Source organism: Corallococcus caeni (assembly GCF_036245865.1).
Lineage (GTDB): Bacteria > Myxococcota > Myxococcia > Myxococcales > Myxococcaceae > Corallococcus > Corallococcus caeni.
This window is the reverse complement of sequence record NZ_BTTW01000006.1, coordinates 299,598-314,638: the sequence shown is the minus strand read 5'-3', so window position 1 is coordinate 314,638 and position 15,041 is coordinate 299,598. Positions and strand designations below refer to the sequence as shown.

Sequence of the window (15,041 nt, the reverse complement as noted above, 5' to 3'; positions counted from 1 at the left end):
CCTACTCCGGGACGGCCCCGGCGGCTACTCCCATTCCGTCGCCGGGCGCCGGAGGACGACCAGAGAACGCCCCACCGCCTGCACCTTGCCGCCCGCCGGGGTGTGCGTGCGCAGGGACTCCCCGGAGGCCGCGGTGTCCACCACCAGCTCCCAGTCCGCGCCCCACTCCAGCGCGGGCAGCATGAAGGTGATGGGCTCGTGGTGCGCGTTGAGCAGCACCAGCAACGTGTCCCCGACGATGCGGTGGCCCTCGTCGTCCGGCGTGGCGATGGCGTCCCCGCCCAGCAGGAAGGCCAGGGAGCGCACATACGGCTTCTCCCAGTCCTCGCGCTTCATCTCCTTGCCGTCCGGCCGGAACCACGCCAGGTCCTTCAGCTCGCTGTCCCAGATGTGGGCCCCGCGGAAGAAGCGGCGCTTGGACAGCACCGGCTGCTCGCGGCGCAGCTTGATGATGCGGGAGGTGAACTCCAGCAGCTGGCGCTGCTTCTCGTTGAGCTCCCAGTTCACCCACGACAGCTCGTTGTCCTGGCAGTAGGCGTTGTTGTTGCCCTTCTGCGTGCGGCCCATCTCGTCGCCCGCCACCAGCATGGGCACGCCCTGCGACAGGAAGAGGGACGCCAGGAAGTTGCGCTTCTGCTGTTCGCGCAGCGCGTTCACCTTGGGGTCGTTCGTCTCCCCCTCCACGCCGCAGTTCCAGGCGTGGTTGTCATTGGCGCCGTCGCGGTTCTCCTCGCCGTTGGCCTCGTTGTGCTTCTGGCTGTACGTCACCAGGTCGTGCAGCGTGAAGCCGTCATGCGCGGTGACGAAGTTCACGCTCGCCGTGGGCTTGCGGCCGGACAAGGCATACAGGTCCGAGCTGCCCGTGAGCCGCGAGCCAATCTCCGCCGCCTGCCGGTCGTCGCCCTTCCAGTAGCGGCGCATGGTGTCGCGGTACTTGCCGTTCCACTCGCTCCACAGCACCGGGAAGTTGCCCACCTGGTAGCCGTAGTCCCCCACGTCCCACGGCTCCGCGATGAGCTTCACGCGGCTGAGCACGGGGTCCTGGTGGAGGATTTGAAAGAAGGCCGCGCGGGTGTCGTAGCCGTGCCTGTCTCTTCCCAGCGTCGTCGCCAGGTCGAAGCGGAAGCCGTCCACGTGCATCACTTCCACCCAGTAGCGCAAGCTGTCCGCGATGAGCTTCAGCGCGTACGGGTGCGTGGCGTTCCACGAGTTCCCGCACCCGGTGAAGTCCATGAAGTAGCGCGGGTCCTTCTCGCTGAGCCGGTAGTACGCGCCGGCGTCCAGCCCCTTGAAGGACAGCGTGGGCCCCAGGTGGTTGCCCTCGCAGGTGTGGTTGTAGACCACGTCGAGAATCACTTCGATGCCCGCGCGGTGCAGCAGCTTCACCATCCCCTTGAACTCCGACACCTGCTCGCCCAGCGAGCCCGACGCGCTGTAGCGCGCGTCCGGTGCGAAGAAGCCCAGCGTGTTGTAGCCCCAGTAGTTGGAGCGTCCCTTCTGGGTGAGGAACGGCTCGTCCATGAAGGCGTGGATGGGGAGCAGCTCCACGGACGTCACGCCCACCTTCTTCAGGTGTTCGAGGGTGGCCGGGTGCGCCAGGCCCGCGTACGTGCCGCGCAGGTGCTCCGGCACGCGCGGGTTCAGCTTCGTGAGGCCCTTCACGTGCGCTTCGTAGAGGACCGTCTTGTGCCAGGGAACCTCTGGCCGCTTGTCGTCCTCCCAGTCGAACCCGTCCGACAGGATGACCGCCTTGGGCACGCCCCAGGCGTCGTCCTGCGTGTCCATGACGAGGTCCTCCTCCTTGCCCCCGTGCACGTACGCGTGGATGGGCGCCTTGGGGTCCACCTGGCCGTGCAGCGCCTTGGCGTAGGGGTCCACCAGCAGCTTGTGCGGGTTGAAGCGCAGGCCCTTCTTGGGTTCATACGGCCCGTGAACCCGCAGGCCGTACAGACAGCCCGCGTGCACGCCCGGCATGTACCCGTGCCAGACGTGGTTCGTGGTCTCCAGCAACGGGAAGCGGCGCGTCTCCTTCTTGGGGTCGGCGGGGTCGAAGAGACAGACCTCCACCTTCTTCGCGTGCTCACTGAAGACGGCGAAGTTGACGCCGTTCCCGTCGTACGTGGCGCCCAGGGGAAACGGCTTCCCTGGAAGCACCTCGGCCCTTCTCATCCAGTGCTCCTCTCCAGCAGCACCACCGGGAACTCCGCGAGGAGCGGCCCCAGGGCCAGCCCCACGCCTCCCGGCCCCTGCTGGGGACGGACGGGGCGCCCGGTGAAGACATTGCGGAACATCATGCCCGCATATGCCTCCGGAAGGTTCAGGAACGTACCGTCGTACGCTTGCGCCAGGCCCCCGGACTCCAGCGCCTCCAGGGTGTAACGCGGCGCGCAGGCAATCAGCACGCTGTCACCGTGCGTGCGCGCGAAGCCCACGGCCGCGGGCGAGCGCGGCCCGGACAGCTCCAGCGCCTCGTAGCCGCCCATGCGGAACAGGTCCGCGTACTTCTGGCGCAGCCGCAGCGCCTCCGCCAGGACGAAGAGCTTCACCTGCCCGTCGTCCATGTCCTGGCCCAGCCGGGCGCACAGGCCGGGCCGGTCCTTCGCCGCCGCGGCGTCCAGCGCCGTGAGCAGCCGCTCGCGCAGGGCGTAGTCCACCGGCCGGCGGTTGTCCGGGTCCACCAGCGACAGGTCCCACAGCTCGCAGCCCTGGTACGTGTCCGCCACGCCGGGCGAGGCCAGCTTCAACAGCAGCTGCCCCAGCGCGTTGTGCTGGCCCGCGCGCTCGATGCGGCGCTTGAAGGCCTTCACGTCGTCCAGGAAGGCCTGGCTCTTCGCGGGGTCGAAGCACGCGTCCACGAAGCGCGCCATCGCGTCGTCATAGGCGCCGTCCGGGTTGGTCCACGACGTGCGGACCTTGGCCTCCTTGATGGCCTTGGCCATGTACTCGCGCACGCGGCGGTGGAACTCCTGGAGCTCGGCCTGGGGCACGTGCTCGCCCATGGGCCACGCGCCCACCACCGTCTGGAAGAAGAGGTAGACGTCGTTGGACGACGGCGCGGGGCCGCCAGGCAGGTGGCTGACGAAGGGCTGCGTGAGGTCCGCCCAGGCGCGCGCCCGCTCCCGCCAGACCTCCGGCAGCTCCGTGAGGACGTTGATGCGCGCGCGCACGTCCTCGCTGCGCTTGGTGTCGTGGGTGCTGGAGGTGAGCATGCTCGCCGGCCAGCGCTCCGCGCGCTCCTGGTTGCGCAGGTGGAAGGTGGTGGCGCGCATGCCGAAGTGCTCCGGCTCGCCGCCCACCTCGTTGAGGCTCACCAACCGGTTGTAGATGTAGAAGACGGTGTCCTCCAGGCCCTTGGCCATGACGGGGCCCGTCACCTGCTGGAGCTTCATCGCGAATCTCAGCATCACCGCCTTCTCGTCGTCCCCCACGTGCTCCGGGTAGCGGCCCAGGAGGATGTCGCGCAGGAAGTCGAAGATGGACGCGTTGGTGTTGGGGTTGCGCTCCTTGGCGCGCTGGAGGGTCCACTCGATGTACTGCACGTCGCGCACGTCCAGCTCCGCGCGCCAGCCGTCCACGTAGGTGCGGTAGACGGGGAACAGCGCGATGAACTCCACCAGCGCGCGCCGCAGGCTGTTGAGCGTGAAGTCGCGCGTGCGGCGGTTCATCTCCGAGATGCGGTTGAGCTCGTGCGCCAGCACGTTGATTTCGCTGGCCATGCTCACGCGCATGATGAGCAGCTTCTTCTGGTACACGAGCTCCGCGAAGTCCTGCGTGCCGCCCGCGAAGCGCTCGTACGTCTCCGTCAGGTGCGCCTCCGCGGCCGGGTGCACGAACAGGCCGCTCACCGCGTTGGCGAAGCGGTAGCCGGTGGTGCCGTGCACCGCCCACGCGTCCGGGATGCGCTCGCGGCCGCCCTGAATCTTCTCCACCGCCACGAAGAGCGCCTTGCGCAGCGGGCTGTCCGGCGTGTCCATCACCTCGCGCCGCCACTTCGCGCGCAAGAGCGACTCCACCTCCGTCCACCGCGAGTCATCTCCGTCCTGCTTCCCCGCGTTGAACCGCGCCCGCGCGCGCTCCACGAAGAAGCGCTCCTGCAGGTCCAGGAAGTACGCGGTGGGGTCGAAGAGGCCGTCCGGGTGGTCGATGCGCAGGCCCGTGACGCGGTCCTCGCGCAGCCAGTCGAAGATGAGCTGGTGCGCTTCCTGGAAGACGTCCGGGTCCTCCACGCGGATGGCCGCCAGGCCGTTGATGTCGAAGAAGCGGCGGTAGTTGATCTCCTCGCCCGCCACGCGCCAATGCGCCAGCCGGTAGCTGCACCCCTGCAGCAGCGCGTCCAGCATGTCGAAGGAGCGCACGTTGCCGGGCGTGCCGTTGAACACCCGGACGTTCTCCTCCACGTACGCCGCCAGCTCCGCGCTGTCCGCCACCACCGCGCCCAGCCGCCGCTTGATGACCTCCTTCTCGCGGTGCCGCTCGATGACCTTCGCCGGGCTCACCTCCGTGCGCGGCGGCAGGTGCTCCAGCGCCGTCAGGATGGAGAGCAGCTCCACCAGGTGCGGCGACTCCGCGCCCAGCTGCTTCTCCAGCCGCTCCAGGCCGTGCTTGAGGATGCTCGCGTACTGCCGCGGCGCCACCGGCAGCCGGTGGTCGTAGTAGTGCAGGTGGAAGGCGCCGGACTCGTAGGACAGCTTCAGCTCGCCGCGCTCCAGCACGATGCCGTACTGGTCCCCCAGGATGGGCAGCAGCACCTTGTCCGCCAGTTCGTCCTTCACCGGCCGCCAGTCCACGTCGAAGAACTTCGCGTAGACGGACGACGGGCCGTTCTCCAGCACGTCCAGCCACAGCCGGTTGTCGCGCTCGATGCCCATGTGGTTGGGCACCACGTCCAGCACCTGCCCCAGGCCGTGCTCGCGCAGGGCGCCGCAGAGGGCCGCGTGGTCCTCCGGCGTGCCCACCTCCGGGTTGAGCCGTTGGTGGTCCACGCAGTCATAGCCGTGGGTGCTGCCGGGCGTGGCCTTGAGGTAGGGCGACGCGTAGAAGTCGCTCACCCCCAGCCGGGCCAGGTACGGCACCAGGGCCTTCGCCTGCTGGAAGGTGAAGTCCTTGTGCAGCTGCATCCGGTAGGTGGACAGCGGCGTGACGCGGCGCGATTGCAGCTCGCGTCGGACCTGCTCGAAGAGGCCCTCCGCCTGCGCTTCCACCGTCGTGTGCGTACCGTTCGCGTCCGTCTGCCGCGCGGAGCGCTCCCCTGCCTCGGAACCGTCGTGGAACATGGCCCCCAGAGGTAGGTCCGACGCGGCGCGTCCGCCAGCAGCCAGATGCGCCTTCGCCCCCTTTTCAACGCTCCAGGCGGGCGCCTGGCACAGAGGGGAAAAAGCGGAGGGCCCGTCCCGCGCGATGCGTGACGAGCCCCCAGGGTCCTTCGGGCGACCGGCGACGGCCCCGACGGGCCCTGCACCGTTCAGCTCAGGTGCTTGTTCACCAGCGCGGTCATCTCGAACATGGTGACGTTCTTCTTGCCGCCGAAGATGGGCTTCAGCTTGTCGTCGGCGTTGATCTGGCGCTTGTTCTTCGCGTCCTGGAGGTTGTTCTTCTTGATGTAGTCCCAGATCTTGCTGACCACGGCGGTGCGGGGCAGCGGCTTGTTACCGACGATCGCCGCCAGCTCCGTGGAGGGCGTCATCTCCTTCATGAACGCGGCGTTCGGCTTGCGGCCCGCGGCCTTCTTCGCGGCAGGGGCCTTCTTGGCGGCGGGAGCAGCGGTCTTCTTCGCAGCGGCTTTCTTGGCGGCCATTCGTCTTGTGTCTCCTCCCCTCCGAAGGGGACGTTGCACGGCGTGCTTGCATCTTCAAGCTAGAGCCGATGGCGCGTAGTAGCACGGCCTAGAGCGAAAAACAGCGTCCATCGCGCGCTTTTTCCCTCTGGGGCTCCTCGGAGCGATGGCTTCGGAGGCTAGAACTCGGCCCCGCAGCGCATTCTTCCCTCGGGAACGGAACCCATGCGGCGCGTCCGGAGCCCTAGAAACCGGCTCCGGAGGCCGTTTTCCCTCGGGGATTGTGCCTCGCGACGCGCCCGGAGGCGGAAAGTCGGCACCTGGAGCGCGCTCCCCCTCTAGGCGGACGGCGCCCATTTCGGCGGTGGACGGGATGTGGCTTTTCGGATGAAACAGCGCCCATGAATGCCCTCATCACTGGCGCCGGCGGCTTTTTGGGGACCTGGCTCGCGCGGGCGCTGGCCGCTCGCGGCGACCGTGTTTCATGCCTGTTGCGCCCCACCACGGACACCCGCGAGCTGGAGAAGGCCCTGGAGGGCCACCCCTGGACGCGGGTGGTGGGCGACGTGACGGACCCCGGCTCGCTGGCCGGCGCGGTGAAGGGCGTGGACGTCGTCTTCCACCTGGCCGGCATCCGCCGCGCCGCGCAGCGCGACGAGTTCATGCGCGTCAACGCGGAGGGCACCCGCCTCATCTGTGAGGCCATGGCGGCGCTTCCCGAGCCCCGCCCCCGGCTGGTGATGTGCGGCTCCCTGGCCTCCCACGGCCCCTCCACCCCGGAGCGGCCCCATGTGGAGGAGGACGCCTTCCATCCGCATGAGTGGTACGGCGAGAGCAAGGCGGAAGGGGAGCGCATCGCGTTCTCCTTCCAGGACCGGCTGCCCGTGACGGTGATCCGCCCGCCTCGCATCCTGGGGCCCGGAGACCGGGAAAACCTGACGTTCTTCAAGCTGGGCAAGAAGGGCATCCGGCTGGAGCTGGCCGGAGGCCCCCGCCCCCTGTCCCTGGTGGACGTGGAGGACGTGGTGGACCTGCTGCTGGTATTGGCGGAGAAGCCGGAGGCCCTGGGCCAGGCGTTCTTCTGCGCGGGCCCGGAGCGGCTGACCCTGGAGGAGATGCAGGACCTGGGGGCGAAGGCCCTGGGCTTCCAGACGCGCACCTGGCGCCTGTCCCCGGCGGTGCTGACGGCCCTGGCCACGGCGGCGGACGGGGTGACGCGGCTCACTGGCCGGAAGCTCCCCCTGAACCGGAAGCTGGCGCGGCAGCTCCTGGCGCCGGCCTGGACGTGCTCGGGGGCCAAGGCTGAACGCCTGCTGGGCTTCCGGCCGCGCCGTGGGCTGGCGGAGAGCATCACTCGCAGTGGTGAATGGTATCGCGCGCAGGGCTGGTTATAGACCCATGCCCCCAAAGGGCCGGCCGCCCACGCCGGCCCATCCGCTTTCGTTGACCGGACCCCCTCCAGGATGGGAGGAAGCCCGACCGCCCATGCCCCCCAAAGTGCCCGCCAAAGCCGCCTTCTTCGACGTCGACGGGACGCTGGTCCGGACGAACATCGTCCACGTCTACGCCTATTACGCGACGAACCGGGGCTCGCTCCGGGGCATCGCGGGCCGCACCCTGGGGACCGCCCTGGGGCTGCCGGTGTTCGGCATCCTGGATGCCGTCAACCGCAAGGCCTTCAACGAGTTCTTCTACCGGTACTACTCGGGCCTGAGCGAGGACCGGCTGGTCACCATCGCGGAGGACATGTTCGAGGACGTCCTCAAGCCCGCGCTGTACGAGCAGACGCAGGACCTCATCGACGAGGCGCGTCGTGCCGGCTGCCGCATCGTGCTGGTGACGGGCGCGCTGGACTTCACCATGCGCCCGCTGGCCCGGCACCTGGGCTGCGACGACGTCATCGCCAACAAGATGCAGTTCGTGGGCGGCAAGGCCACCGGCAAGGTGATTCCGCCCATCATCGAAGGCGCCAACAAGGCCAACGCCATCCGCGCCTACTGCGAGCGCGAGGGCCTGGCCCTCAACCAGTGCCACGGCTACTCGGACAGCGCCTCCGACTACGCCATGCTCGCCGTGGTGGGGCGGCCCACCGCGGTGAACCCGGACCTGCGGCTGCGCTCGCTCGCGCGCGCGTACAACTGGCCCATCCTGGACCTGAAGTAACCCCCCACCCCTTCCGCCGTCCCTCAATCCATGCGCCCGCTCAAGACGCTCCAGAAGCTGTACGACGAGGAAAGCCAGGTGGTCATCACGGAGAAGGGCAGCCCCCCGCGGGCGCTCTTCTACGGTGAGGGCTTCCTCCAGGAAGACCTGCCCGTGGGCACCCGGGTCATCTTCCCCCGCCCCCCGCTGGAGGGCGTGCCCAACGTGAAGGCCGCCATCCGCTGGGCCATCAACCACCCGGAGGGCATGGACCCGCTGCACGCGCTGCTGCGCCCCGGCATGCGGCTGACGTGCGTCATCGACGACATCAGCGTGCCCCTGCCGCCCATGGTCACGCCGGACGTGCGCCAGTCCATCCTGGAGGTGGTGCTGGAGCTGTGCGCGGACAGCGGCGTGGATGACGTGCACCTGGTCATCGCCAACGCGCTGCACCGCCGGATGACCGAAGGCGAGATGAAGCGCATGGTGGGCGAGAAGATCTTCGACGCCTACTACCCGGACCGCTACTACAACCACGACGCGGAAGACCCGGACGGGATGACGGAGCTGGAGCGCACCAGCCACAACGAAGTGGTGGCGGTGAACCGGCGCGTCGCGGAGAGCGACCTCATCGTCTACGTGAACATCAACTTCGTGCCCATGAACGGCGGGCACAAGTCCATGGGCACGGGCGTGACGAACTACGCGTCGCTGCGCCACCACCACAACCCGAAGACCATCCGCGAGTCGGACTCCTACATGGAGCCGAAGGCGAGCGCGCTCTACACGAAGAACTCGCGCATCGGCACGGTCATCGACAACACGCTGAAGGTCTTCCACATCGAGACCACGCTGAACAACCGCATGTTCGGCGCGCCCACGGACTTCCTGGCGAAGAAGGAAGAGGACTACACGGAAGCGGACCGGCTGAAGTTCCAGGCCCTGCGCTTCACGCTGTCCAAGCTGCCCCGCGCGGCGGCGCGCAAGGTGCTCAACGCCATCCCCGCGCCCTATGACGTGACGGGCGTGTTCGCGGGGGCCACGGAGCCCACGCACGCGAAGACGCTGGAGCAGAGCTGGAAGCAGTACGTGGTGCCGGTGGAGGGGCAGAGCGACATCGTCATCTTCCCCATCCCGTTCGTCAGCCCCTACAGCGTCAACTCCATCTTGAACCCGCTGCTCGTGCAGGTGATGGGGCTGGGGTACTTCTACAACCTCAACCGGGGCGTGCCGCTGGTGAAGAAGGGGGGCGTGCTCATCCTCCTGCACCCGGCCTACGACGAGTTCGACCCCGTGCAGCACCCCAGCTACATCGAGTTCTTCCACCGGCTGCTGCCGGAGACGCGGGACTCCATGAAGCTGGAGCACAAGTACGAGAAGGAGTTCGCGGAGAACCCCAGCTACGTGCACCTGTACCGCAAGGGCAACGCCTACCACGGCGTGCACCCCTTCTACATGTGGTACTGGGGCGAGAACGGCCGCCAGCACGTGGGCAAGGTCATCGTCGCGGGCGCGGAGAACAACCACGTCCCGGCCCTGCTCGGCTGGGATCGCACCGACACCCTCTCCGAGGCGATTGAAGAGGCGCGCGGCTTCATGGGGCGCTCGGCGTCCATCAGCCTGCTGCGCATCGCGCCCACGGTGATGGTGGACGTGAAGTGAAAGGGTCGCACACGGACATGGCCACGCTTCCCCAGCTGAACGTCACCGAGGTCTTCACCGGCAAGCGCATCGTCTTCGTCGGCACCACCGGCTTCGTGGGCAAGGTGACGCTGTCGATGCTGCTGGCCCACTACGGCGACGTGCTGGACCGGGTCTACGTCGTCGTGCGCAAGGGCAGCGCCGCGTCCGCGGAGCGCCGCTTCTTCGACAAGGTGGCGCCCAGCGAGCCCTTCCAGCCGCTGCGCGACCGCCTGGGCGACGACGGCGCCATGGAGTACCTGAAGCAGAAGTGCACCGTCCTGGACGGCGACATCACCGACCCCCTGGTGGGCCTGGAGGAGGCGCAGGTCGCGGCCCTCACCGGGCAGGTGCACGCCATCGTCAACTGCGCGGGCCTGGTGTCCTTCAACCCGTCGCTGGAGGTGGGCCTCAACGTCAACACCCACGGCGTGAAGAACGCGGTGGCGCTGGCGCTGCGCTGGAGCGTGCCGCTCATCCACATGTCCACCGCGTTCGTGGTGGGCAACCGCAGCGGGCTCGTCTTCGAGGACGAGCCGGTGCTGGGCTACTTCCCCAAGCAGGGGGAGATGGACGGGCGCGACTTCAGCCTGGAGCAGGAGCTGGCGGACGCGGACAAGATTGTCGCCCGCCTGCGCGAACAGGCGGATGACAAGGCGCTCACGTCCCTCTTCCGGCAGAAGGCGCTGGACCGCCTGGAAGAAGAAGGCCGCGACGCCACGGATGAGAAGACGCTGCGCCTGGCCGTGGGCCGCGAGCGCAAGCTGTGGCTGTCCGGCGAGCTGGTCCGCGCGGGCATGGAGCGCGCGCAGCACTGGGGCTGGCCCAACACGTACACGTACGCCAAGCACCTGGGCGAACAGGTGATGGCGGGGACGCCGGGGCTTCGCTACTCCATCGTGCGGCCCTCCATCGTGGAGAGCGCGGCGCACTTCCCGTTCCCCGGCTGGAACGAGGGCTTCACCACGTCCGCGCCGCTGGCGTACGCGGGCATCAAGGGCCAGCGCGGCATCCCCGCGGGCGACCACGCCATCCTGGACATCATCCCGGTGGACCAGGTGGCGGGCGCTACGCTGGGCATCACCGCGCACGCGATGCAGGTGGAGGAGCGCCGCGTCTACAACCTGGCGTCGGGTGACGTGAACCCGTTCCTCGCCAGCCGCTCCGTGGAGCTGGTGGGCCTGTACCGCCGCCGCTTCTACCGCAACCGCGAGACGGGCAACTCGCTGGTCAACGCGCTGCGCTCGCGCATCGAGCCGCAGCCGGTGAGCAAGCAGGAGTTCCAGCTGCTCAGCGCGCCCATGCTGGCCAAGGGCGCGAAGCTGCTCAAGAAGGCCATGGACGAGGTGCGGCCCGCGTGGGGCGCGCCGCGCGTGCAGGCCATGATGGACAAGGCCCGCGTCGCGCTGGACGAAGTGGAGTCGCAGGCGGGCAGCCTCTCCGGCCTCATCGAGCTGTTCCTCCCCTTCCTCTGGGAGAACCGCTACGTCTTCCGCTGCGACAACACGCGCTCCGTCTACGAGCGCATGGTGCCGGCGGACCGCGCGAAGATTGACTGGGCGCCGGACCGCATCGACTGGCGCGAGTACTTCCTGGGCACGCACCTGCCCGGCCTGGAGAAGTGGGTGTTCCCGGGCCTGGACGAGGAGCGCGAGAAGCGCACCGCCATCCCCGCGCACCGCGACCTCTTGGAGCTGTTCGAGGCCACCGTGCACGCGTACCGCCACCGGGTGGCGTTCCGCATGGCCGCGGGGGAGAAGGAGGAGCGCTTCACCTTCGGGGAGGTGCACCGCTACGCGGCCCGCGTGGGCAGCTACCTCATGGCCCAGGGCATCAAGCGCGGCGACCGCGTGCTGCTGGTGTCGGAGAACCGGCCGGAGTGGGCCATCAGCTACTTCGGCATCCTGCGCGCCGGTGGCACCGCCGTCCCCGTGGATCCCGCGCTCACGGAAGCCGAGGTCGTCAACATCGCGAAGCGCGCGGCCGCGAAGCAGTGCCTCGTGTCCGAGCAGGCCGCGCAGGACTTCCCCGGCCTCTTCAGCGCGCTGGGTGAGGGCGTGGGCGTGGCGAGCCTCGCGGAGGCCATGACGGGCGACCCGGCGTTCCCGGACCGCATCGGGCCCGTGCGCAAGTCCGCCGCCGCCGACGACGTGGCGAGCGTCATCTTCACCTCCGGCACCACCGGCACGCCCAAGGGCGTGATGCTCACCCACCGCAACTTCGCGTCGCTGGTGGCGAAGCTGGCGGGCGCGTTCGACGTGGGCGTGGGCGACGGCGTGCTGTCCGTGCTGCCCCTGCACCACACGTTTGAATTCTCCGCCGGCTTCCTCACGCCGTTCATGCGCGGCGCGGAGATCACGTACATCGACGAGCTCACGTCGGACCGGCTGGGCGACGTCTTCGAGACGGGCCGCGTGACGGCGATGATTGGCGTGCCCGCGCTCTGGCAGCTCCTGCACCGCAAGATCACGCAGGAGATGGCCGCGCGCCCGCCGGTGGTGGAGCAGGCGCTCAAGGCGCTGATGGCGGCCAACGGGGAGCTGCGCAACCGCAGCTCGCTCAACCTGGGCAAGCTCTTGTTCTGGCCGGTGCACCGCAAGTTCGGCGGCCGGGTGAAGGTGCTGGTGTCGGGCGGCTCCGCGCTGTCGGAAGAGGTGCACCAGGCCTTCCACGAGCTGGGCTTCACCATGCGCGAGGGCTACGGCCTCACGGAGGCCGCGCCGGTGCTGGCGGTGTCCGAGGCCACCAACAAGCGCGTGAAGGGCACGGTGGGCAAGGCGCTGCCGGGCATCGAGTTCAAGATCCAGAACCCGGACAACGACGGCATTGGCGAGGTGCTGGCCAAGGGCCCGAACGTGATGGCGGGCTACTTCGGGGACCGCGAGGCCACCGAGGCCGTGGTGAAGGACGGCTGGCTGCACACCGGCGACCTGGGCCGCATGGACGACGAGGGCCGCCTGTACCTCATGGGCCGCGCCAAGGACGTCATCGTCGACGCCAACGGCAAGAACGTCTACCCGGACGAGCTGGAGGAGCTGTACCAGGAGCACGAGCACATCAAGGAGCTGTCCATCGTCGGCCTGCCGGAGGACGCGGGCGGCGAGAAGGTGGCGTGCCTGTGCGTGCCGGACTTCAAGGACCGCCCGCGTGAGGAGGTGCGCCACGAGCTGGAGGAGCACTTCCGCAAGGTGAGCGCGGGCATGCCCTTCTACCGGCGCGTGAAGGTGCTGCGCTTCTGGGACGGTGAATTGCCGCGCACCTCCACGCGCAAGGTGAAGCGCAAGCGCGTGGTGGAGGAGCTGCAGCGGCTGGACCGCGTGGCCGCCAGCGCGGGCCGCGTGAAGGAGAAGGCGCAGGCGGCGTCGCCCACGGGCGGCGTGTCGGACTGGCTGCACCCGCTCATCGCGGAGGTGTGCCACCGCCCGGTGTCGGACGTGCGGCCGGACGCGCAGCTCATTGGCGACCTGGGCTTCGACTCGCTGATGCTCACGGAGATGTCCGTGGCGCTGGAGGGCGCGGGCGTGCCGCTGCCCGCCATCGAGGACCTGACGCAGGTGCAGACGGTGGAGGACCTGCGCAAGCTGGTGGTGGCCTCCGGACGCCGGCCCTCGCAGGAGACGCGGGCGCGCGACATCAAGAAGCAGGCCGAGCGCGCGGAGGAAGCCGAGATTCCCGTGCCGGAGTCCGTGTCCGCGCTGGGCCGGCAGCTATTGTCCTTCGGGCAGAAGGTGCTCTACGGCGGCGTCTTCGACGTGAAGGTGACGGGCAAGACGTTCATCCCGCAGAACCGCAACTTCCTCGTCATCGCCAACCACGCCAGCCACCTGGACGCGGGGCTGGTGCGCGTGGTGCTGGGTGACCAGGGTGAGCGCATGGTGTCGCTGGCCGCGCGCGACTACTTCTTCGACACGCCGCTCAAGCGCGCGTGGTTCGAGAACTTCACCCACCTCATCCCCATCGACCGGCAGGGCAGCTTGCGCGAGTCGCTGCGCGTGGCGGGCGAGGCGCTGCGGCAGGGCTTCAACGTCCTCATCTTCCCGGAGGGCACGCGCTCCAAGACGGGCGAGCTGATGGAGTTCAAGCCGACGCTGGGCTACCTGTCGCTCACCTACGGGGTGGACGTGCTGCCGCTGTACATCCACGGCGCGTACGAAGCGCTGCCCAAGGGCTCCATGTTCCCCAAGACGAAGGAGCTGGAGGTGCACGTGGGCCCGGCGCTGGAGTACGCGTCGCTGAAGGCCCGGGCGCAGGGCATGGCGCGCTCGGAGGGCTACCGCTACGTGACGCACATCGCGGAAGAAGCCGTGCGCGCGCTCAGGGCGGGCAAGGTGCTGGACCTGGAGCAGGTGGGCGCGGACCGGGACTTCACCCCGCCCGCCCGGGCCCTGCCGGAAGGGAAGGACGCGTGAAGCTGCTCGTCACCGGAGGCACGGGGTTCCTGGGCACGCACCTGGTGCCCAGGCTGGTGGAGGCGGGCCACGAGGTGCGCCTCATCGCGCGCTCGAAGCCGTCAGGCCCCGCGTTCGCGAAGACCGAAGTCCAGCAGGGCGACCTCAAGGACCGCGACGCCGTGCGCCGCGCGCTGGAGGGCGTGGACGCCGTCTACCACCTGGCGGGGCTCGTCTCCTTCCAGAACAAGGACGCGCGGCGGATGTACGAGCTGCACGTGGACTGCACGCGCGAGCTGCTGCGCGACGTGCGCGAAGCGGGCATCCAGCGCGTCATCCTGGGCTCCACCTCCGGCACCATCGCGGTGTCGAAGGACGACCGGGTGGGCACGGAGGACGACGACTACCCCATCACCACCGTCGCCAACTGGCCCTACTACCTGTCGAAGATCTACGAGGAGAAGCTGGCGCTGGAGTACTGCCGCAAGCACTCCGTGCCCCTCGTGGTGCTCAACCCCAGCCTGCTGATGGGCCCCGGGGATGACCGCCTGTCGTCCACCTGGACGGTGGTGAAGTTCCTCAACCGCGAGATTCCCGCCATGCCCGGCGGCGGCATCTCCTTCGTGGACGCGCGCGACGCGGCGGACGCCTTCGTGCAGGCGCTCACGAAGGGCGAGGTGTACGGCCGTCACCTGATGGGCGTGAACATGGCCATGTCGGACTTCTTCGACCGGCTCCAGCGCCTCACCGGCGTGCCCGCGCCGCGCATGAAGCTGCCGCGCGAGCTGAACATCTGGGGCGGCAAGCTGCTGGAGCAGTTCGCGAAGATGCGTGGCACCGTGTCGAAGCTCGACCCGCAGGAGGTCGAGATCGGCGAGCACTTCTTCTACCTGGAGCCCGCCAAGGCCGAGCGCGAGCTGGGCTTCAAGGCGCGCGACGTGCACGAGACGCTGCTCGACACCGTCCAGTACCTCTACGGGAAGATGCCGCCCGGGAACCTGCCCGGCACCCGCGGCCGGCTGGCCGAGTCTCGCGAAGGCACCTAACGTCCGTTGAAG

8 protein-coding genes are annotated in these 15,041 nt (G+C 68.9%); 5 read left to right on the top strand and 3 right to left on the bottom strand.

The genetic code is table 11. The features are described from left to right. Nucleotides 1-24: 24 nt before the first annotated feature. The 3 genes from glgX to AABA78_RS25560 all read right to left on the bottom strand — a co-directional run bounded on the left by glgX (nt 25) and on the right by AABA78_RS25560 (nt 5,794). The gene (gene glgX, locus AABA78_RS25570) at nt 25-2,169 is read right to left on the bottom strand and encodes a glycogen debranching protein GlgX (RefSeq protein WP_338266648.1); all 2,145 of its coding nucleotides are present in this window, start codon (nt 2,167-2,169) and stop codon (nt 25-27) included. After that, complete coding sequence (treY, locus tag AABA78_RS25565) at nt 2,166-5,273, bottom strand: malto-oligosyltrehalose synthase (protein WP_338266646.1); 3,108 nt, start codon at nt 5,271-5,273, stop codon at nt 2,166-2,168. Before treY ends, glgX begins: the two co-directional genes overlap by 4 nt. A gap of 188 nt (nt 5,274-5,461) precedes the next feature. Further along, nucleotides 5,462-5,794, bottom strand: a complete 333-nt coding sequence (locus AABA78_RS25560; protein WP_120527703.1) for an SWIB/MDM2 domain-containing protein — start codon at nt 5,792-5,794, stop codon at nt 5,462-5,464. 380 nt (nt 5,795-6,174) lie between these two features. On the opposite strand from AABA78_RS25560, the gene AABA78_RS25555 reads away from it, so the two are divergent. From AABA78_RS25555 to AABA78_RS25535, 5 genes are all read left to right on the top strand, one after another. After that, nucleotides 6,175-7,167 carry an NAD-dependent epimerase/dehydratase family protein gene (locus AABA78_RS25555; protein ID WP_338266644.1) on the top strand — a complete coding sequence of 331 codons (993 nt, stop codon included), beginning with the start codon at nt 6,175-6,177 and terminating at the stop codon, nt 7,165-7,167. Between the two features lie 103 nt (nt 7,168-7,270). Then, nucleotides 7,271-7,936 carry an HAD family hydrolase gene (locus AABA78_RS25550; RefSeq protein ID WP_120527701.1) on the top strand — a complete coding sequence of 222 codons (666 nt, stop codon included), beginning with the start codon at nt 7,271-7,273 and terminating at the stop codon, nt 7,934-7,936. Between the two features lie 30 nt (nt 7,937-7,966). Next, nucleotides 7,967-9,577, top strand: coding sequence for an NPN-dependent hydroxyacid isomerase, LarAH14/15/16 family (gene larAH / locus AABA78_RS25545; RefSeq protein WP_120605790.1), 1,611 nt, complete (start codon nt 7,967-7,969; stop codon nt 9,575-9,577). Nucleotides 9,578-9,594: 17 nt separating this feature from the next. Then, the gene (locus AABA78_RS25540; protein ID WP_338266640.1) at nt 9,595-14,004 is read left to right on the top strand and encodes an AMP-binding protein; all 4,410 of its coding nucleotides are present in this window, start codon (nt 9,595-9,597) and stop codon (nt 14,002-14,004) included. After that, nucleotides 14,001-15,029 (top strand): NAD-dependent epimerase/dehydratase family protein, encoded by a 1,029-nt coding sequence (locus AABA78_RS25535; RefSeq protein ID WP_338266638.1) that lies wholly within the window; start codon nt 14,001-14,003, stop codon nt 15,027-15,029. Before AABA78_RS25540 ends, AABA78_RS25535 begins: the two co-directional genes overlap by 4 nt. Nucleotides 15,030-15,041 lie beyond the last annotated feature (12 nt).